We start from the raw sequence: 20,531 nt of genomic DNA on the forward strand, positions 1-20,531 counted from the left end.
CCTGACGGTTCAGGCCCGGTTATTTTTACTTTAAAGCACCGCTCATCATTCCCCGGATGAAATATTTCTGCAGGAATAAGAACATCAGCATAATAGGAAGCATCCCCATAAGAGATCCTGCGGTTAAAACGCCCCAATCCGTACCGTAATAACCGATTGCCAGGTTTGTAAGCCCTACATTAAATGTTTTGATGGTATTGCTGTTAGCAAATACAAGTGCGATAAGGTAATCATTCCAGGTCGTGTAAGCTGAGTAAACAGCAATCGTGGCAACGGAAGACCAGGTCAAGGGAAGGCATATCCGCAAAAATATCCGAAGATTTCCGGCTCCGTCCAATTTCGCTGATTCCAAAAGTCCATCGGGAATTGTGTCAAACGCATTTTTCATCATATAAATGCAAAAGGGCGTGTGGAAGGTCGTGTAGATCAAAACCAAACTTGCCCGTGTATTCAGCAATCCCAATTTTGCCATAATCGTATAAAGGGGTGTCAGCAGCGTTTGAAATGGGATCATAATGGCGGCAAGAATACAGGCCAGCATGATCTTCCCACCCCTCAGCTTCAGCTTTGACAGACCGTAGCCCGCCGCTATGCTGACAACTGCTGTACATAGGATGGAACAAATGGTGATCATAACAGAATTCATAAAATATCTCAGGTAGATTCCATTTTCCAGCGTAAATATCTTAACATAGTTCTCCAGGGACGGAATATGAGGAACCAATGTGGGAGGCACCTGATAAATCTCACCCTTTCCCTTTAATGAGGTGGCGGCCGCCCAGTACAAGGGAAGCATAAAGAGTATACTTAGTATAATATTAGCCCAGGTTTTTTTCGTTGTTTGTCTCATGCTTCATCTCCCATTAATTTGTTGAATCTTTCATTACCTGATACTGGAACAAGCTAAGAGCGCCCAGGATCAGCAGAATAACAACTGTCATAGCTGAACCATATCCCAACTTGAAATAGTTAAAAGAAGTATTATAAATATAATGGACACTGGTGGTGGTAAGCTGACTGGGGCCGCCCTTTGTCATGATGGAAAATTGCTCAAATGCCAAAACAGAGCCAGTAACAGACATGATCAGCGCCAGAGCCACCTGGGGCTTTATGATCGGCAAAGTGATTTTGAAAAACTGCGCGATCCATCCGGCTCCGTCCACCCGCGCCGCCTCATATACCTGGTCGTCCACTCCCTGAAAGGCAGCTAAAATAATAAGCATGGAAAATCCTGACATCTTCCAGGTAACCATAAAGATAACTGCCGGAAGGGATGTTTTCGCCGAATTCATCCATAATATAGGACTGTCGATCAGTCCGCCCGCCTGTAAAATATAATTCATAACACCATATAAGTCGTTATAGATCCACAGCCATACCATACTGCAGCAGGTCATGGATATGACCACGGGAGCAAAATACAGCGTCCGGAATAGATTGACTCCCCGAAAGGCTCCATTCACCAGGAGAGCCAGTATAAAAGCGAGGATAAACAGGCATGGCGTTACAAACAGGGCGTATTTCAGCGTAAAGATAAGGGAGGTCCAAAACTGCTTATCCTGCAGAAGCGTCACATAATTCTCTATAAAAATAAATTTCTTTTCCCCCAATATGGACCAGTCATAAAAGGAAATACGAAGGGTCTGTATAAAGGGGTAAATAAAAAACACAACGTTCAGCACCATGGCGGGCAGCACAAAGAGATACCCCAACTGCAGATGACCCCGTCCCTTTCTGTTCTTATCCATAAACCTTCTCCTCGCTTTCTGTTTCCCGGCAATCCAATCTGCCGTTTTTCTTAATCCGCCATAATGGCGTCAATCCTTGCCGCAATATCCGCTGCCGCTTCCTGAGGTGTCATCTCCTGGTTCAGACATCTCTGCATATCTTCAAGCATAGGTGTATACATCTCATCATACTTCAGGGAATATGGAGTTTTAGACACTTCCAGTGCCTCCTTTAAAACGCCATACTGAGGAGTTGCGGCAAAATACTCATTGTCAAAAAAGTCCTTTCTGGCCGGCAGACAGCCGCCCTTAGCCAATTCCTCCACCTGTACTTCTTCAGATAATGCATACTCGATAAAGTCCCAAGCCGCCTCCACATCACTGCACTGGGAAGTGATGCCAATGGAATCTCCTCCTGAGAAAGAAGCATATCCGCTTCCCTTTGGTCCCCTGGGAACCAGGCAGGCTCCCCACTCCATATCGGAGGATCCATTTACAAAGTTATATACCGCTGCGCTTCCCAGAACGATCTGGCTGGCCTGGCCTGTAAGGAAAGCATCCTGTGCCTCGCTCCATGAATACGTAATGGTGCTGGGCGGAGTCACTTTATACTGGTTGATCATATCGGACAGCAGTCCGATGGCTTCAATTGCATGTTCTTCATTCAACAGACATGTTTTCCCATCCTCTGACAGGAACTCTCCTCCGTTATTCCACACATAAGGCATAAAAGTAAACATGTAAGCTCCCGAGTGGGCTCCCGCATATACGTAACCATAGTGGCCGTCCTTTGTCAGCTTCTGTGAATACTCAATCAGTTCTTCCCAGGTTTTCGGAGGATTCTCGGGATCCAGCCCCGCATCCCGGTAATGCTCCTTATTGTACAAAAGGACCGATACATCCGGTGAGAATGGAACCGCATATGTTTTACCGTCCACCTGGCCGCTCTTTATCATTCCCTCGCTGAACTGATCCTTATAATCCAGGGCTTCAAAACGGTCAGAAATATCTGTAAATGCGCCGTTTGCCGCAAAATATGGCACTTTGGTACAATCTAGTGAAATGATGTCCGGAGCCTCATTGGCAGACAGGGACAGGGTAAACTGGTTGGCAATCTCTGTATTTACCTGCTGGACAACCTCCACTGCCACCTTATCTTGGAGCTTATTATATTTCTCTGCCGCTGAAATAGCCGCGGCAGCCGTAGAATCCCTGGTCCATACTGTAAGGGTTTTCTTATTATTTTGTGACTCTATTTTTTCTCCTCCAGTCTTTTGTCCGCATCCACTCAAAAGGGCGATACCCGCCCCCACTATCAGTATATTTGTCATTATTTTTCTGTTCATATCTTCCCTCCACTGTGTTTTTGTTTGTTTTTTTGCTTTATTTGCTTATTTATTTATACATATTATATATTACTGCTTTTGAATAAAAAAGGAATATAATTGATTAAAACTTGTACAATATGAACCTATTTTACCTTGATTGCACGGAACACAGCTGGTATAATAATTGAGAAGATGATTATAGGAGGTTTTTCGCGAAATGGAGTATGCTAATTTTCCTTCTCCTCCCTATCCCCATTTTATCATTGCCGGAGATGCGCTCTACCGCCCGGGAGATATCCACCGCAAAAGGGCCTGCATTGGTATTTTTGATCTGGTTTATGTGGAATATGGTGAATTATTCATAACAGATGGTGACCATGCCTATCACCTGAAAGAAAATGATGTGCTGATTATACGCCCGGACACCATACACTATGGCCACAAGCCTTGTTCCGTTAAGACTAAATTTATGTGGTGCCATTTTCGGACGTCCGGTACTTACTACTACTCGGAAGAGATTCAGCTTCCCTCACCAAACCACAGCTCCATCTACTCCTACGAGGACAGAACAAGCCTCTTGATCCTTCCTCTGTACAAGCGGCTTTCCCCTCAGGAAGCGGTTGAGTTCTCTGTCTGCTTTTCCAGCCTGATGTCTTCTAATATTGATAAGTATCAGCAAAAGGAACAGCAGGGACAAACCTATTTATCTCCCTTAGAATGCCAGGAAACATTTCTTCGACTGTTAAACTTTCTTCAGGTAATGCCATCTCAGTTCTCTCCCTCGGAGCTATTAGCCGCCAGTATCATTGAGTATATTTCCCGGCACTATCCAGACCCGATCTCTCTAAAAGATATTGCCGACTATTTTAATTTTCATCCTGCTTATATTATCCGCTGCCTTAAGAGACAATACGGAATCACCCCAAACAAAGCTTTGACAGGCATTCGTATTGAACATGCCAAACGGATGCTGGTCACCTCTAACTTAAGTATTAATAAAATTTCTTATTATGTGGGCTTTACCACTATTTCCTACTTTAACCGGACATTCAAGGAGCACACCGGGATGACGCCCAGAGAATTCCGCAGACAGCAGGGGACTGTTTAAATAAAATATAGCTTTCCAGACATCAAAAAAGGCGGGAAGGCTATTTTTAGCTTTCCCACCCATAACAAAGGTATGGATCAGGATACAACAGGTACAGACCTCCTCACTAAGTCAGGCTCCAGCCCGCCGACCGCTCACGGATATCCACATAATCCCTGTATATGCCCTCCTGATCCATCAGATCATGGTGGATTCCCCGCTGTACGATCCGCCCCTCTGAGACAACCAGAATGTTATCTGCCGCCTTAATGGTATTCAGCCGGTGGGCGATCACCAGAAGCGTCTTGCCCTTCACCAGCTCGGATATGGCTTCCTGGATGTATCTCTCATTATCTGCGTCCACGCTGGCTGTGGCTTCATCCAGCACCACCACCGGCGCGTCCTTTAGGATACAGCGGGCAATGGAGATGCGCTGCCTCTCCCCTCCGGATAAGGTGGCTCCCCCTTCCCCGATCACGGTCTCAAATCCTTCCGGCAGCGCCATGATGAATTCATAGCACCTGGCCTTTCTAGCCGCCTCATAGACTTCCTCTCTGGAAGCATCCGGCTTTCCCATGGAGATATTGTTATATACGGTATCCCGGAACAGATACACCCGCTGGAACACTATGCTGATCTGATCCATCAATTCCGCCAGTGGGATCTCCCTTATATCCCTTCCCCTGAAACAGATTGTTCCGCTGTTCACGTCCCAAAAGCGGGCCAACAGGTTTGCAATGGTAGATTTCCCGCTCCCGGAGGGGCCTACCAGAGCCGTCATGGTATTAGGGCGGACTGCAAAGCTGACATGGCTAAGTACGATCTTCTCCTCATAGGCAAAGGATACATCCCTAAATTCCACCTCCGGCAGGCTCTGGTCCTCCCCTGTACCTGACATCCCTGTGCTTGGCATCCCTGTACCCAGCATCCCTGTACCCGGCATCCCTGCATCAGGAAGCTCCGGCTCGTCAAACACGGCTTCGATCCGGTCCAGGCAGCTGTTCATCACCGTGAGCCTGGTGGCTTCTGCATACAGTGCCTTTAATGGGCCAAACAGATCAAATACAAGCAAAAGCACTCCGCACAGATATGGCAGGGACAGCGCCCCTGTCTGCTGAAGATATACAGCCAGGGCAAACACAGCGGACATTCCCAGGGCATAGAGCACATTCAGTCTTCTGTGCCACGGCGTCAGCGCCGCCTCAAACCCCAGGGATGTTTCCATGGAACGCCGGAAGTTTCCGGACAGCTCCCCGGATTTCTCACCCAGAAGATTATAGCTTTTTATGATCCCGATCCCCTCAATGAAAGAGAGGACCGCATCGGTCAGCTTTTCGCTCTGCTCCTGTTTGATAACGGACTGGGACAGGGATACCCGGTTCATCCTTCCGGCCAGCATAACGGCTGCCAGGCTGGTACCCACGGCAATGATCCCCAGACGCCAGTCCAGGAATACCATAAAGACTGCCATGATCACAGAGGAAAACAAATAGTTCATCATATTGGCCAGGGTGCTCATGGCGACCTCTTCCACAAATACCATATCTGTACTCAGCACGGAACTCACTTTTCCTATGTTGCCTGATGTAAAATACCCCATGGGCATTCTTCTCAGATGGGCTCCCAACTCCAGTCTCTTTTCAGCAAACATCATATAACCGGCCCCGCTTTGCAGCCGGTCGGATGTAAACTGGCACAGGGCCTCCAAAGCCACGATTACAACCATAGCGATTCCCGTGTTCAGGCAGTGGGAAGGGGTCAGCGTTTGTTCATAAAATCCGGACAGTACCAGGAATGCCAGGCAGATCGGCATCTTTGAAAGCATGGATTTCAGGAAGGAAAATACAAATGCTGTCTGGATCCTTGCCCTGTATTTCCCGGAAAGACACAGTATCCTCTGGATCAAACGGATCATCTCTGTTCCTCCTCTCTGCTGTTTTTTACATTCCACTTAGCGCTGTCAACAGATGCCTGCCAGAGCTTTCTGTACTCCCGGCTTGACGCCATCAACTCCTCATGGGTTCCCACGCCAGTCATCCTTCCTTTGGACATGACACATATCCGGTCCGCATTTTTTACGGAAGGCAGCCGGTGGGCAATCACCAAAAGTGTCTTTGCCTTTACCACCTCTGCAATGGCCGCCTCCATTTTCTCCTCATTTTCCGGATCGGTGAAAGCCATGGCCTCGTCCAGCACCACCACGGGAGCATCCTTTAAAAGCGCCCTGGCCAGGGCGATCCTTTGGCGCTGTCCTCCTGACAGCTGCTTTCCGCTGTCTCCGGCCAGGGTATGGATGCCATCCGGCAAATGCTCTATGAATTCCATACACTGGGCTTTCCCGGCAGCCTCCATCACCTCCTCGTCCGTGGCCTCCGGTTTTCCCAGCCTGATATTTTCCAGCAGGGATGTGTTAAACAGGTATTGTTCCTGGGCCACATAGGAAATCTGATCATTGAGGGCTTCCAGGCTCATGCGGCGTATATCCTGTCCCCCTATGGAAATACTGCCCTCATTGATATCATAGTAATGGACCAGCAGTTTTGCCAGCGTGCTTTTTCCCGAACCGGACTCTCCCACCAACGCGGTCTTCCATCCCTGGCAAATGGTAAAGCTGACATGGTCCGCGGCCATTTCCTGTTCATATGCAAAACTTACATCCTGAAATTCCACCGTGTGGTCCCTTCCCTCAAATCCTTCCTTTCCCTCCTCCAATGGGGCCGCGCTTATGACCTTTTCCAGGTTCTCAATCTTATAATTGATCTGGGGCAGGGAGGGCAGGAACCCAAGGGCCTTTAGCATGGGAAGACCCAGGCTCAGGGAAAGACACATCACAAGGATCAAGTCCGGCAGGGTGGAATATCCCTTCAGCACAAACCAGGAGCCCAAAGGCAGGGTCAATATCAGGGTGCAGGGAAGGATACTGTTGTACATTGCCATCCACGGCCAGCAGGCCCGGTACCAGCCAAGTGTAAAATCCCTGTAGGCATCAATATCCTTCTCATATCTGCGGTAGGACTCCCCATCCTTGTTAAAAACCTTGACCACCTCCATGCCGTTGATGTACTCAATAATAGTATTGTTCATCACCTTTCCGGCTGTATAGTAATTGTTCATGTCCCTGGAGCCGATGGCGAACATCACACACATGGAAAACAGGCCCACAGGCAGGGATGCCAGGGACATAAGAGCCAGTTTCCAGTCCACGGCAAACAGGCACAGGTAGACGGCCGCAGGAATCGCAAGGTTGCCAAATCCCTCGGGAAGGGCATGGGCCAGCAGTATCTCAATGCTGTCCACATCATCCACAAACATACGCTTCAGGCTTCCTGTCCCCTTTCCCTGTATCTCACCCAGGGGCAGCATCTCCATTTTTTTCTGCAAATGAACTCGAAGGCGCATCAGAATGTGAAAGGCCGCTTCATGGGACATGGACAGCCCTTTGACATAAAGGCAGGCATGGCTGACCAGGCAGACCGCCACTGCCAGGATCCTCAGGCTGATGTAGGCCGGACTGACAGGGCTGCCCATGATCAGCGGCGTGATGATCTGGTACACGAACACAAAGGGTAGAATGCTCACAAGCACGGCGGCCAGTATGACCAGTCCCGACTGAATGGTCAGCCTTTTGTAGGGACCTGCATACTCTAACATTTTTTTGAACATTGGATCTCATCTCCTTCCGAACCATATTATGGTTCATATCCAAAACAGATCAAGCTAAAATGCGTCAAGTTAGTTTTTGCTAACCTGACGCATTTTATTTTACCGCTGTCCTCTTATGTTTTCTACCAAAATCCAATTTCATTTTAACACTTTTTATCCTTCCCAATGGCCTTTTATATAGTCCTTAGGAAGCACTCCGTATTTTTTTCGGAAAGCGGCTGAGAAATGGCTCATATTGGAGTATCCTGCATACATGGCTGCCTGGCTCACATTGAGCCTGTTTTCCGTCAAAAGAAAGGCAGCATACTCAAGCCTCCGGTCGATTACATAAGCGTGAAGGGGTTTTCCCGACAATTCCCTAAAGCCCTTTGTAAGCTTGGATACACTGATGCCGGCCTCCCTGGCAAGGGTCCCGCAGTCCGGTACATTGGCACTGTCCCGGTCGATCCTGTGCCTGATCTCCAGGATTACTTCCCTGTCTGTCCTGCTGCCAGTCACCCCGCCGGAACCCCCGCCCATATCCAAACAGGAATCCAGACAGGCGGCGATCATTTCCAGTATCTTGCCCTCCAAATAGATGGCGCCGATACCGCCGCAAAACTGATCCGCCTGTTCCAGTTCCTGCAGCAGACGGTACATGTAAGGTGTAATCGCTATTTTTGTAAATGACCGTAACATACGATCCGCCAGGTCCATCTCCTTCATACCCAGATGTCCTTGCGCAATGTATTGGAAATACTCCCTGGGTATTTGAATGCTTTTAAACCTGAATCCGACCCCGCCCTGATACCAGGCTGAGCTGGGCAGCGAGGTGTCCCGGTACATGCAGGCTTCCCCCCTCTCCACCCTGACCCGGTGTGCGGGCTCCCCCATCTCCCAGGCCAGTCCCTGGTTAAGGAAAAAGATCATCTGGACCGCGTCCATGGGAAGCCGTCTGTTTTTCTGTACCCAGATATCCTGCTCATAGTACATTTCCCAGTCCATGGCGGAGACTCCCTGTTTTGTACGCCTTTCCCATATCTTACACCTTCCGATCTCAGGTGGAATGCGGTTAAATACTTCACCCGCAGAACCTGCTTCAGATTCCTCCAAAAGCCGGCTTATATATTCCCCCGCGCCATTCCTGTACATGGGAACCACCCCCTACTGCCCATACTGGAAAACAGCCAGTCTGTCATTCATATCCTTGATCTTGGGCAGGGTTCCCATGAGCCATCCCCGGAAAGTAAATCCCTTCATCACGTCATTAAAGCTGTTCTCCTTTATAAGCTTCAGGCCCGGGCACAGCTGTTCCAGCTCTTTTCCCGAATCCGTCCCCCATGAGAAGACAGCTCCGGTATTCTTTACCGTATCGTGATGTTTGCTCATCCTGGCCGCGGCCAAAGGCATCAATTCCGCCAGTAAGATATAATCCGTAAACTCCTGGCTGATAACACCCAGCAGGGCTTTCACCTGTTCCCTGGTAAAGTACATAAGGATTCCCTCCGCAATAAAAATAACCTTTCTCCCCTTTTTAACCAGTCTGGTCCAATCCGGCTCCAGGATGGATCCCTCGATCAGCCGGACCCGTTCCTCCTCCTGAAAGAACTGTTTCCTGACCGCAATGGCATCCGGAAGGTCAATGTCATACCACAGTATGCTTCCATTGTCCACCCGGGAAAAGCGGCTGTCCAGGCCGCAGCCCAGATTGACGCACACTGCGTCAGGATATTGCTGCAAGTATGATTTAAGAGCCCGGTCAAACATGATGGTCCTGGCCACCACTCCCTCGTGGCTCATGAATTTATCATACTTATCTGTATCAAGTTCCAGCTGTTCCAGTATCTCCACCGCCTTTTTGTCGCGGATCCTGGCCTTAGGCCGCTGTGTCTCACTGGCCTTTATGACCAGAGGGATCAGCATTGTCTCCTGCACGGTTCCCAGTTTTACCTTCATCTTATCTCCCTTCATATTCTGATCTTCCTTTCCTTTTCATTTCTTCTCCGTACCGCATCCTTCCGCCAATTCTGCTAAAGCATTACAACATCATGGCCTCACCCTGGCCCCCTCATAGATGCCTTCTGAGTCCACCTGGTCGATCACCAGGTCCCCCTCCTCCAGGCCTGAGGTGATCACTGTGCGTATGCCTGTCTGGTATTCCACCTCCACCGCTTTTCTCACAGCCCTCCCATCCTCGATCTGATACACGAAATACGTTTCATCTGCTTGGAACACAGCGCCGGATGGAACGGTCAGGCAGTCCTGTTCATGATAAAGCAGAAATCTGATATTGACCCCGTAGCCTTCCCTGCCGGCCAGGGCTTCCCCATCATCCAACGCGGCCCTGACATGGACCCGGTACTCATCCAGCCCCAGGGCGGAGGTTCCTCTGTCAGCATAGTCATATACCTTTTCCACCGTACCTGTAAAGGTCTCATCCCTGCCGCGCAGCTGCAGGGTAACCTCCACCGGTTCCCCCTCCTTTATGTATGGCGCAATATTGGTCAGCACATCCGCCTCTGCTTTCATCCCTTCCCGGCTGTTGATGACCGCGGCCGTCTCCCCCGCCTGGATCACGGACATTTCCTTTACCGGCAGCGAGGTGACGATGCCGTCCCGCTCCGCTTTCACCCGGCATCTGGCGATCTGTTCCTCCATCTGGGACACTGCTGTCTTCCGGGACTGGATCTGAGCTGTCAGCTGGTTTAACTCACTGTTATAAAAGCGGGAGTTGATCGTGCTCTGGTCAATCCCCTCCTCTCTCAGGCTTTCCAGGAACCGGCTGCTCTCCTCGTAACGTCCCCTGGCCTGCTGCCAGGAGGACAGTGCCGCCTCATAAGCCGCTTTGTCCGTCTCCATCTGCACCCTGGAAATGGCGCCTGAAGCATAGAGCACCTGATCTCCTTCATACACGGATTTCGCAGACTGGTACCTGGCTTTTCCGGCCTCCAGCTCCTGTTTTACCGCTTCCAGATATTCCTGGGGTGATGTGGTCATAACCTGGTTGATCCTGCTTTGTTCCAGCTGGGCTTCATACCCGGCCAGAGCACTTGCCGCCAGGGCCTTTTCATACTCATAATCCGTACTGTCTATGGTAAACAGAACATCCCCTTTTTTAACCCGCGAATTTTCTTCCACCAGCAGGCTGCTCACCGGTCCTGACGCCTGGGCGATCACCCGGTATTCCCCTCCAAAACTGATGATGCCCTCCTCTGTATACCGGTCCTCCACCAGACCTCTTTTTGCTGCCGCTGTCTCCACCTTCTGTCCGCGGCCGCCTGCAGCAGCACAGGAAACCGCGGCAATCACCGCCAGCCCGCCCGCCACACAGGCCAGTAACATTTTTCTGCGCTTTTTCATTGCTTCTTACTCCCTTTCCTTTAAGATCTCTGTCAGCCGGATCCTGTCAATAAACCGCATCTCGGCCGCGCAGGCCAGCAGGGTGATCCCCATGCAGATAAAAAATGCGGCCATATAAGAACCGGGACTGATCTTTATACGGATGGTGTAACTGTCCGACATGACCATCTGCTGGATCATCCTCCGTATGGCCATACTCCCCGGAATCCCGGCCAGGATCCCCACTGCAAAATATGCCATCTGCTCAAAGAGGAGAAGCCGGCTTATCTCCCGGTTGGATTCTCCCAGAACCATCAGCGTGCCGAATTCCGTCACCCGCTCCCGGATATTGATCATAGAAATGTTGTAGATCAGGATCCCTCCCGATGCCACGGCCAGAATGGCAAACATATGGATCATGGCCATCATGCTCCCCATCATATCCCTGTAGCTGTCTGTGATCTTTTTCGTGTCCACCAGCCAGGTCACACGGCTGGTCTTCAGCATTTCAGCCTTCAGACTCTCCGTTTTTCCGGCTTTTGTCTTTAAAAGCACTGTGTTGGCTGCCGGCTCTGTGTGGAATACCTGCTCAAAGCTGCCAAGACTCATGTAGCAGCCGCTTCCAAGGCTCTCTTCGATCACCTGGACCACCAGCACAGGCACCGCTTCCACGGTCATCCCCGGACAGTTGATCCTGACCATATCCCCCTTTTTTACATGAAGTTTATCTGCTATCCGGCTGTTTATGATAAGCCCCCGGTCCGGCGGCTCATAGAAATTGTTCTCATTGTCCATGATCCTCCACAGACCGGACCTGGGGTTCAGCCCGTACAGCATTACAAATTCCGAAAGGTTTTCATTTTTAATCTCTGCCTGCACCGTACACACGGCCTCTGACTCCTCCACCCCTTCCAGGACTCCCCCACTCTGGGCAGCCTTCACCGGGCTTACATACCGGTCCAGGGAAAGCTGCAGATCGTAAACCTGTACTTTATCAAACTGGTCCATGTACATCTGGTCCGCCACACCGTTAAAGGAGAAAAGCACGGAGGCCATGGAAAACGGGAACCCGATGGCCAATATGAGCAGGAATCCCCTGAATGGATTTCTTGCAATGGAACGGCATCCCATCTTTTCCATGGCCCCCAGCCGTTTTAACAGGAAGCCGGGAACAGGAAGGTTTCCCGCCCCTGACGGGGTTCTGGCACGCATGGCCTGCGCCGGGGTGATGGAAAGGATATCCCTGACCCCAAGGAACACTGCCGCCAGCCCGGTTCCCAGGGCGATCAAAAGCCCGTTGATCCGGCTGTCCATGTAGTTGTGGTAAACCGTATCCGGCAGGTTAAAAAAATCCACATACATATCAAACATATACTTGCCAAAGGGAGCTGCCAGAACGCTGCCCAGGACGGCTCCTCCGGCGCCCACCAAGGCGCCCTCCAGGAGATAGGCTCCCATAAGTTCCCGGTCCGTCATGCCAAAGGCTTTCATGGTACCGATCAGGGTCTGATCCCTGTCGGTCATTTTCTTTAAAACCACATACAGCATAAACACGGAGATACACATGAACATGGCGGGAAGCACCGTACCCGTGGAGATCAGTTCATGCATTTCCCCGTCCACCATGTTAAAGCTGCCCTGGTCCTCTTTGGAAGCAAGGGATACAAGGCCGTAAGGCTGGAGGCCCTGGGCCAGCTGGAACCGCACATCTTCATAGGTGTAGCCTGGTTTCAGGGAAAATCCCAGTTCATTCAGGGAATCCTGCCTCCCTGTCAGCTCCTCCATCCGCTTTTTTTCAATGCATGCAACATCATATATCTCTCCATCCGGTATCATGGCCCCGCCTGGGGGAATGGAGTAGATGTAATCCGGTGCGTGGCAGATGCCTGCAAAGGAAAAATCCACACCTCTGCCTCCCCACAAAAGCTTCAGCGGCTCCCCCTTATCATATCCATAAATTCCAGCCATCCTTCCTCCCAGGTACAGGCTGTCATGCGCCTTAAAACCTTCCGACAGGATCAGACGGTTCAGGGCGTCCCCTGCATCATAGGACAGAAGGCGGACGGTCACGATCTCCTGCTGTCCCTTTGCAAGGATCCTCACATCCTCCGCCATTTTCCCGGACACCTGGGCAATTCCCGGAATCTCCTTCATCCGCTCCAGCTCCGCGTGTGAGATTGCGGATACCTGGGCGAACACGTCCGCCATGGAGCTGGTCCGGTAGTACTCCTCCACCTGGTCCCTCAGATTTCTCAACGTATCCATCATGGCCACATAGATAAAGATTCCAATGGCAATAATGAGAACCGCTCCCACAAAGGAGCCTTTGTTCTGCCCGGCCAGCCGGAACACATTTCTGCGAAAATGCCTCACTACCAGTCCACCTCCTCCGGCCTTAAGGGGCTTTCATTTTGCCCAATGCGTTCCAGGCACCCGTCCTTAAAATAAAATACCCGGTGGGCGATCTGTGCGATCTTCTGGTTATGGGTGATCAATACTACTGCCTTTTGGTATGCGCGGTTAAAATCAGCCAGCAGCTTCAGAATCTGCACCCCGGTCCTGCTGTCCAGGGCTCCGGTGGGCTCATCGCACAGCAGGATGTCCGGATTCTTGCACAGGGCCCTGGCAATGGCCACCCGCTGCTGCTGTCCTCCTGAAAGCTTGCTGGGAAAATGGTCCGCCCGGTCAGCAAGCCCCACCTGCTCCATCAGCCCACCTGCATCCAGGGGATGTTCCCCCAGTTCCGCTGCCAGTTCCACATTCTCCAGGGCCGTCAGCCCCGGCATCAGATTATAGAACTGGAACACAAATCCCACATGGGCCCTACGGTAGGCAGTGAGTGCCTTTTTATCTTTCCAGTCAAGTTCCTTTCCCCCGTACAAAAGCCTTCCGCTGGTGGCTGTCTCTATTCCGCCCAGTATATTTAACAGCGTGCTCTTTCCCGACCCGCTGGGCCCCAGGATCACAATCAGTTCCCCCCTATACAGTTCAAAGGAAATATCCCTCAGGGCGTGCACGGTGATCTCCCCCAGCACATAGTTCTTGTTGATCTGCTCCGCCTTTATAAGCGCTGTCCCGTATGATCCTTCCATTAGTTCCCCTTTCAAAGCCCCAAAGCAGATCCGGAGTCCGGCTTGACCGCGGGATCCAACCCATCAGCGGGCAGACAAAATGAATAAGGCAAAAAAGTTAGTTTCATCTAACTATCTGTCAAAAAAGAGGGGCCTCCGGTTTTGCATAACCGGCCCAGCCCCCTCTCTGGGATACGATCCTTTATTCTTGTTATCACTGTTAACTAACATTAAGTCCAATATAGCTTACAGCCCCCTGTTTGTCAACCCAATGAAGCCTGTGGAGAAATCTTATCAATAGGCCAATATCTCATAGCCCTCCTCTGTGACCAGGACCTGGATCTCCCACTGGGCGGACGGCTGGCCATCCTCCGTGTATACGGTCCATCCATCCTCCTCGTCCGTGAAAATCTCGTCTGATCCCATATTGATCATTGGCTCAATGGTAAAGACCATGCCGGGAACCATGAGCATTTCCGTGCCCCGTTTTGACACGTAGCTCACCCAGGGCTCCTCATGAAATTCCAACCCCACACCGTGACCGCCGATCTCCTTTACCACCGTGTATCCGTTCTCCTTTGCAAAGTCATGGATCGCCTGGCCCATATCCCCCAGGAATCCCCATGGCTTCACCTGTTTAAGCCCCACATCCAGGCTCTTTCTCGTCACCTCCACCAGGCGCTTCTTTTCCTCAGGCACCTGGCCGATACAGAACATTCTGGAAGAGTCGGAAAAGTAGCCGTTGTAAATGGTGGACACATCCACGTTTACGATATCCCCCTGGCGCAGCACCACATCCGGTGACGGTATGCCGTGACACACCTGGTCATTGACGGAAGTACACACGCTTTTAGGAAATCCCTCAAAATTCAGGGGCGCCGGTACGGCATGGTTTTTTACAGTCTGCTCATAGACCCACTGGTCGATCTGCTCCGTTGTGATTCCTTCTTTTATGTTCCCACTGACATAATCCAGGATCGCTATGTTGATCTTCCCGCTCTCCCTGATCCCCTGGATCTGCTCCTGGTTCTTGATGATGCTGCGGGGAGGCACGATTGCTCCCCTGTGCATGAATTCCTCCAAGCGGGCGTCAAAATCACTGTGGCATTTCTTATATTTCCTGCCGCTTTTACACCAGCACAGATCATTTCTTCCTAATTTGTTCATATGTACCAACCTGTTCATATATTATAATACTCCTTCTTCATGTTTGGGATGATTTTATCCTAAGATCCCGGAGTGCATTTGAAAATGGCCCTCCAGCCGGGATAAAAGAATTTCCGGAACGTGGACAGATAATGCTCCGCCTCCTCTTTTGTAAATTTATGAATGACAATCTCAAAAAATGCCGATGTATAGGCGCTCAGCAGCAGATGCAGTTCCCTGGGATCTATCTCCTTTGTCTCCCATCCCTTTTGTCTGGCAGCGGCCAGAAACTCCATGGTCTTTTCCTGCTCCAGCGTCACAAAGTCATGGATGAAGTTCCCGTACCTGGTACCGGATGAGCAGCACAGCAGTAATCTGAATTCTTCAAAATAGCGGTAGACCAAAGGCAGCAGATATACAAGTTCCGCCTCACCGTCCCACATTTCATCCAGCGTTCCCTTTTCAAGAAACCCATAATTCCTGGCTTCCATGGCGCTGCACATTTCCTGGAGTTCCTCCATCAGCGGTTCCACCAAAGCGGAAAACATAGCTTCCTTATCTGCAAAATGCCGGTAAAGTCCGGCGGATGTCATCCCCGCAGCCTGTGCAATGGTGCGCATGGAGGCTTTCTCAAAGCCCTTTTCCAGGAACTCTTTCCTGGCAGCCATTACGATCCTTGCGCGGCTGGCATGTTTGTCTTTTGGCACGTAAGCCCCTCCTGCCCGTCATTGGATCCGATCCTTTTTCTGTGGGTTATCAATGTTATCAATTATAACATGTTTATCCCGGCTGTCAAGAAATCCCGCAGACCAACGGGCAGTGCGCAGCTGTTTCAACCGCGCACTGCCCGTCCCTGTATACTAAAGGCTCCACGTCAGGCTCCTGCCCTGAAGCTCCGCCATATGGCGGTAGACCCCGTTCCTGTCCATCAGCTCCCTGGGAGTCCCCTGCTCCGCCACCAGACCGTCTTTCAGCACCACGATCCGGTCCGCTCCTGCCACGGTGCGCATCCGGTGCGCAATGATCAGGACTGTTTTATCCTTTACCAGGTTGGAAATGGCCTCCTGCACCAGTGTCTCATTCTCCACATCCAGGGAGGCCGTGGCCTCATCCATGAGTATGACCGGAGCGTCCTTTAACAATGCCCTGGCAATGGAAAGCCGCTGCCGCTCACCCCCCGACAGGGTGGAGCCGTTTTCCCCGATCCTGGTATGATAGCCGTCAGGGAGACGCCGGATAAATTCCTCGCACTGGGCGGCCCCGGCGGCATTGATTACCTCCTGGTCCGTGGCCCCCTTGCGCCCCAAGCGGATATTTTCCATAATCGTGTTGTTAAAGAGGACCACATCCTGGAACACAATGGAGAAACTTCCCAGCAATGTCTCAGGGTCCACACTGCTGATATCCATGCCACCCAGGGTGATCTTGCCCTTGTCAATGTCCCAGAACCTGGCCGCCAGTTTTGCACTGGTGGACTTTCCTCCGCCGGACGGACCCACAAGTGCGGTGACCTGTCCCTGTCTGGCTGTAAAGGACACATCCTTTAAAACCTGTTCCCCGTCCTTATAGGAAAAGCCCACATGGTCAAACACAATGTCATACCCTTTATAGGAAACGCTTTTATTTCCCTGCTGGACAGGCTGCTCCTCAATCCCCTTCATGCGTTCCACCACCAAAAGGGTGGAGTACACGGCGGACAGGTTCTGCAGGCAGCCTGCCAGCGGCAGGTACAGTCTGGTTGCAGCCAGCATGAACATGAGGAAGATCATAAAATCAATGGACCGTGACACCAGAAGGGATGCGCCTGCCAGCACAGTGGTAGCCATGCCGATCTTAAGGAACATCTGGGAAGCCGTCACCAGGGTTCCGTTTAACAGTTCCAGCCTGATGGTAATGGATTCCACGTTCAAAAGCTTCTGGTCCAGCCCCTTAAGGTACTCCTCCCTCTGGTTGTTGGCCTTGATGTCCTGGATGTTTTCAATGCATTCCTGGATCCCGTCCGAGGCAGCAATCTTCCTTCCCTTCTGCCTGCGCTCCATCCGGTCCACCATGGGCCTGGTCCCCGCTGCCAGGAGAAATGACACCGGCGCCACCCACAGCACTGCCAGCCCCATCCTCCAGTCCGCTGCCAAAAGACCTATGCCTATGAGCATGGTGGAAATCAGGGCGCCTATAAGCTCGGGTATAAAGTGGGAAAATGCCTTTTCCACAAAAGCGCAATCCGCCATAATGGTGGTTGTCAGGTCCGCCAGGTCCCTTTTCCCGAAAAAGGAAAGGGGCAGGGTCCTCAGCCGCTCCGCCAGGCGGATGCGCATCTGGGCGCTCTCTTTGTAGGAGGCCAGAAAGGTTGTATTATACTGAAGGCGCTCCACCGCAAAGATAACGGCTAAAAGCAGGACACTGATGCCCATGTACCCGGCCATCCCCATAACAGGGGCTTCTATTCCCACCAGCGGCCCCAGAAGCCGTTCCAGGAAAACCAGCAGGATGCCCATGGGAAACATCAATCCGATATTGGTCAGGGCGCAGGAAAAAATCGCCTTGGTCAAATCCTTTCCGCCCTGCTCACTTAGTGCAAATTTTCTCTGAAGATATCTGCTCATACCTCTCCACCTACCTTCCACTCCACTGACGTCTGGTAATCCTTCCACATTTTGGCATACAGCCCCCCTGACCGGAGAAGCTCTTCATGGCGTCCCTGTTCTGCAATCCGGCCCTGCTCCAGGACAAAAATCCGGTCCGAGTGGCACACGGTGGAAAGCCTGTGGGCGATCATGATCACTGTCTTTCCCTTAACAAGCGTCTCAAACGCCTGCTGGATCAGATACTCGTTGTCGGGGTCTGCAAATGCAGTTGCCTCATCCAAAAGCACAATGGGCGCATCCTTAAGGATTGCCCTGGCCAGGGCGATCCGCTGCACCTCTCCACCGGACAGGTAGGTGCCCTTGGTCCCCACCACAGTATCCAGGCCCTGGGGCATTTTTTCAATAATGTCCTCACACCGGGCAGCAGCCACTGCCCGCATCACTTCCTCCTTTGTGGCCTGCGGCCTGGCGGCCCTGATATTGTTTAACAGGCTGTCCTTGAACAGATGGCAGTCCTGAAACACAAAGCTCACCAGCTTCATCAGCTCCTCACTGCCGATTTCCCTCACATCCACGCCGCCGATGCAGATACTTCCCCTGTCCACGTCAAAGAACCTGGGAATCAGGCTTACCAGAGTGGTCTTTCCGCTTCCCGAAGCCCCTACCATGGCGGCCGTAGCGCCCTGGGGGACGGTGAGGGACACATGGCTCAGCGCGTCCGTTCCTGTGTTGTCATAGGAAAATGATACGTCCCTGAACTCAACGGTGTAACCCGAGGGGGTTGTGGCAGCAGCCGGCTCAGGCAGCGGCTTTTCCTTTATGATATCCAGGATCCGGTTCATGGCATCCCTGGCTGCCATCGTATTCTCGCTGGTCCACATGATCTTATCCATCATGGAAACACAGATCGGTGTGAAAAGAATATAGAACAGCAGATCCAGGGCAATGGTCTCATAGGCCGCGCCCCTGGAGATATCCCCTGCAAGCAGGATACCGGCCGGGATCAGAAGGGCAAATATGCCGTTGATGCTGACCGTATAGGCGCACATGGGAATGCGCAGGGACACGGTATAATTCACCGCCCAGTCCCGGTAGCGCAAAATGGAGTCGTGGAAACTTTTAAAGGAAAATATACTTTGCTGGAATGTCTTGACCACGGGTATTCCCCTCACATATTCCACAGCTTCATTGTTCATGTCCTCCAGGGCATTCTGGTACTGCCTCATACACTCGGCCATTCCCGGCCCCATCATGCGGCTCAGGAAAAAAGCGCCCACCGCCATGGGGATCAGGCTGATCAGCCCAAACCTCCAGTCAAAAACCAGGAGCAGCACAAGGACCGCCGCCGGGGTGACCAGGGCGCCTGCCAGGTCCGGCAGCTGGTGGGCCAGGTAGGTTTCCGTCTGCCCTGCCCCGTCATCAATGATACGCCTTAACTTACCGCTGCCCCTCTGTTTAAAATATCCCACGGGGAGCCTGGTCAGGTGGTGGAGTGCCACTGTCTTCATATTCCTGGCCGTGCGGAATGCTGAAAGATGGGTGCACATCAGTGCCCCAAAATAGATCAGCATACTAATCAGGGATGATATGACCGCCATCCACCCCCAATACACCAGGGCATTTCCGTCCATCCGGTCCGGCCAGCCCGTCACTGCCAGTTTCACCACATTCCACATACACAGGTAAGGTACCAGTCCGATCACTGCGCTGATCCCCGAAAGGACACAGCCTGCCCCTGTGAGAAAACAATGCCTCCCTGCAAAGGTCATGAGTGTGACTTTTTCCTGATCCGGAAGTTGTGTCATGATCAATTTACTGTTTCCATCCACTTTCTCATCCTCCTTATCAAATAATCTTTAAATTAGTTAAAACTAACCATCAGTCATAAAACCAGGGCTTTTTAAAGCCCCAAAATCCTGATCCATCCCGCATGCTGGAAACGGCTCAGTGTGACTGAACATGAGACAGCCTGTTCCCTTGGTACATCATGGGATACAAACTCATGAAGCTGCTGAAAAAAGGACCGGCACAAAATATGGATCAGCGTATCGCTCATCTCAGGCACCGGATGTCCCAAGGTCTTTACCGCGCCCACAAAATCCCAGCACGATTTTTCCTCCACCGCTGCCAGCCTGTCAAAGAAACCGTCCCTGGCCCCGGGAGCGCCGCAGCACATCAGCAGTTTGAATGCGTCAAAATGGTCATATATGAAATTGACCATCCGGGGAACATATTCCTCCGTGATATCAGACAGCATACCCGGCTGTTCATCCGGCGCAAGAGCTGCAAAATCCTCATGGGTCTTCACATACATGTTCACCAGTTCCTCGGCCGCATCCCTGGTAAGCGCCTCAAACAGCGCCTCCTTGCCTGGAAAATATCCATAGATGGCTCCGGTGGTCACCGATGCCTCCCCTGCGATCCTTCTAAGGGATGCCTGTTCATATCCGTATTTTAAAAATTCCCTTTTTCCCGCTTCCAGTATGGCCTCCGCCGTCTTGTTCCTCCGGTTTCCCATCTTCCCCTTTCCTGCCTTTCCGTAAAATATAACGCCGTTATATAACACTGTTATTATGTAACAAAAAAAGGAATCAGTCAATATGTCT

At 51.4% G+C, this 20,531-nt stretch carries 16 protein-coding genes; 1 reads left to right on the top strand and 15 read right to left on the bottom strand.

The window, feature by feature from the left end:
* Positions 1 to 25: 25 nt before the first annotated feature.
* The 3 genes from CLFS41_RS07180 to CLFS41_RS07190 are packed head-to-tail and all read right to left on the bottom strand — an operon-like array spanning position 26 to position 3,073.
* Positions 26 to 850, bottom strand: a complete 825-nt coding sequence (locus tag CLFS41_RS07180; protein ID WP_045091877.1) for a carbohydrate ABC transporter permease — start codon at positions 848 to 850, stop codon at positions 26 to 28.
* Between the two features lie 13 nt (positions 851 to 863).
* Positions 864 to 1,748: a sugar ABC transporter permease gene (locus CLFS41_RS07185; RefSeq protein ID WP_045091878.1), complete on the bottom strand. Its 885-nt coding sequence runs from the start codon at positions 1,746 to 1,748 to the stop codon at positions 864 to 866.
* Between the two features lie 50 nt (positions 1,749 to 1,798).
* Entirely contained in the window at positions 1,799 to 3,073 is a 1,275-nt protein-coding gene (locus tag CLFS41_RS07190; protein ID WP_045091879.1) for an ABC transporter substrate-binding protein, read from the bottom strand.
* A gap of 199 nt (positions 3,074 to 3,272) precedes the next feature.
* On the opposite strand from CLFS41_RS07190, the gene CLFS41_RS07195 reads away from it, so the two are divergent.
* Positions 3,273 to 4,163 carry an AraC family transcriptional regulator gene (locus tag CLFS41_RS07195; RefSeq protein ID WP_007859871.1) on the top strand — a complete coding sequence of 297 codons (891 nt, stop codon included), beginning with the start codon at positions 3,273 to 3,275 and terminating at the stop codon, positions 4,161 to 4,163.
* Between the two features lie 106 nt (positions 4,164 to 4,269).
* On the opposite strand, the gene CLFS41_RS07200 is transcribed toward CLFS41_RS07195, so the two are convergent.
* From CLFS41_RS07200 to CLFS41_RS07255, 12 genes are all read right to left on the bottom strand, one after another.
* Complete coding sequence (locus CLFS41_RS07200; protein WP_045091880.1) at positions 4,270 to 6,057, bottom strand: ABC transporter ATP-binding protein; 1,788 nt, start codon at positions 6,055 to 6,057, stop codon at positions 4,270 to 4,272.
* Positions 6,054 to 7,805, bottom strand: a complete 1,752-nt coding sequence (locus CLFS41_RS07205; RefSeq protein ID WP_045091881.1) for an ABC transporter ATP-binding protein — start codon at positions 7,803 to 7,805, stop codon at positions 6,054 to 6,056. The genes CLFS41_RS07200 and CLFS41_RS07205 overlap by 4 nt, the downstream gene beginning before the upstream one ends.
* 153 nt (positions 7,806 to 7,958) lie before the next feature.
* A complete protein-coding gene (locus CLFS41_RS07210; RefSeq protein WP_052665657.1) occupies positions 7,959 to 8,936 on the bottom strand; it encodes an AraC family transcriptional regulator in 978 nt (325 codons plus the stop codon).
* Between the two features lie 12 nt (positions 8,937 to 8,948).
* Positions 8,949 to 9,755 carry a class I SAM-dependent methyltransferase gene (locus tag CLFS41_RS07215; RefSeq protein WP_330376803.1) on the bottom strand — a complete coding sequence of 269 codons (807 nt, stop codon included), beginning with the start codon at positions 9,753 to 9,755 and terminating at the stop codon, positions 8,949 to 8,951.
* Positions 9,756 to 9,830: 75 nt separating this feature from the next.
* Positions 9,831 to 11,144: a biotin/lipoyl-binding protein gene (locus CLFS41_RS07220; RefSeq protein WP_045091882.1), complete on the bottom strand. Its 1,314-nt coding sequence runs from the start codon at positions 11,142 to 11,144 to the stop codon at positions 9,831 to 9,833.
* Positions 11,145 to 11,150: 6 nt separating this feature from the next.
* The gene (locus CLFS41_RS07225) at positions 11,151 to 13,496 is read right to left on the bottom strand and encodes an ABC transporter permease (protein ID WP_007859878.1); all 2,346 of its coding nucleotides are present in this window, start codon (positions 13,494 to 13,496) and stop codon (positions 11,151 to 11,153) included.
* Positions 13,496 to 14,215, bottom strand: coding sequence for an ABC transporter ATP-binding protein (locus CLFS41_RS07230; RefSeq protein WP_007859880.1), 720 nt, complete (start codon positions 14,213 to 14,215; stop codon positions 13,496 to 13,498). The genes CLFS41_RS07225 and CLFS41_RS07230 overlap by 1 nt, the downstream gene beginning before the upstream one ends.
* Positions 14,216 to 14,488: 273 nt before the next feature.
* Positions 14,489 to 15,361 carry a methionyl aminopeptidase gene (locus CLFS41_RS07235; RefSeq protein ID WP_040415563.1) on the bottom strand — a complete coding sequence of 291 codons (873 nt, stop codon included), beginning with the start codon at positions 15,359 to 15,361 and terminating at the stop codon, positions 14,489 to 14,491.
* 59 nt (positions 15,362 to 15,420) lie between these two features.
* The gene (locus CLFS41_RS07240) at positions 15,421 to 16,047 is read right to left on the bottom strand and encodes a TetR/AcrR family transcriptional regulator (protein ID WP_007859883.1); all 627 of its coding nucleotides are present in this window, start codon (positions 16,045 to 16,047) and stop codon (positions 15,421 to 15,423) included.
* Positions 16,048 to 16,200: 153 nt separating this feature from the next.
* Entirely contained in the window at positions 16,201 to 17,943 is a 1,743-nt protein-coding gene (locus CLFS41_RS07245; protein ID WP_007859884.1) for an ABC transporter ATP-binding protein, read from the bottom strand.
* Positions 17,940 to 19,754 (bottom strand): ABC transporter ATP-binding protein, encoded by a 1,815-nt coding sequence (locus tag CLFS41_RS07250; protein WP_195415808.1) that lies wholly within the window; start codon positions 19,752 to 19,754, stop codon positions 17,940 to 17,942. The genes CLFS41_RS07245 and CLFS41_RS07250 overlap by 4 nt, the downstream gene beginning before the upstream one ends.
* Positions 19,755 to 19,825: 71 nt before the next feature.
* Positions 19,826 to 20,443 carry a TetR/AcrR family transcriptional regulator gene (locus tag CLFS41_RS07255; RefSeq protein ID WP_007859887.1) on the bottom strand — a complete coding sequence of 206 codons (618 nt, stop codon included), beginning with the start codon at positions 20,441 to 20,443 and terminating at the stop codon, positions 19,826 to 19,828.
* Positions 20,444 to 20,531 lie beyond the last annotated feature (88 nt).

This window comes from Clostridium sp. FS41, assembly GCF_000954015.1.
Taxonomy (GTDB): Bacteria; Bacillota; Clostridia; order Lachnospirales; family Lachnospiraceae; genus Enterocloster; species Enterocloster citroniae.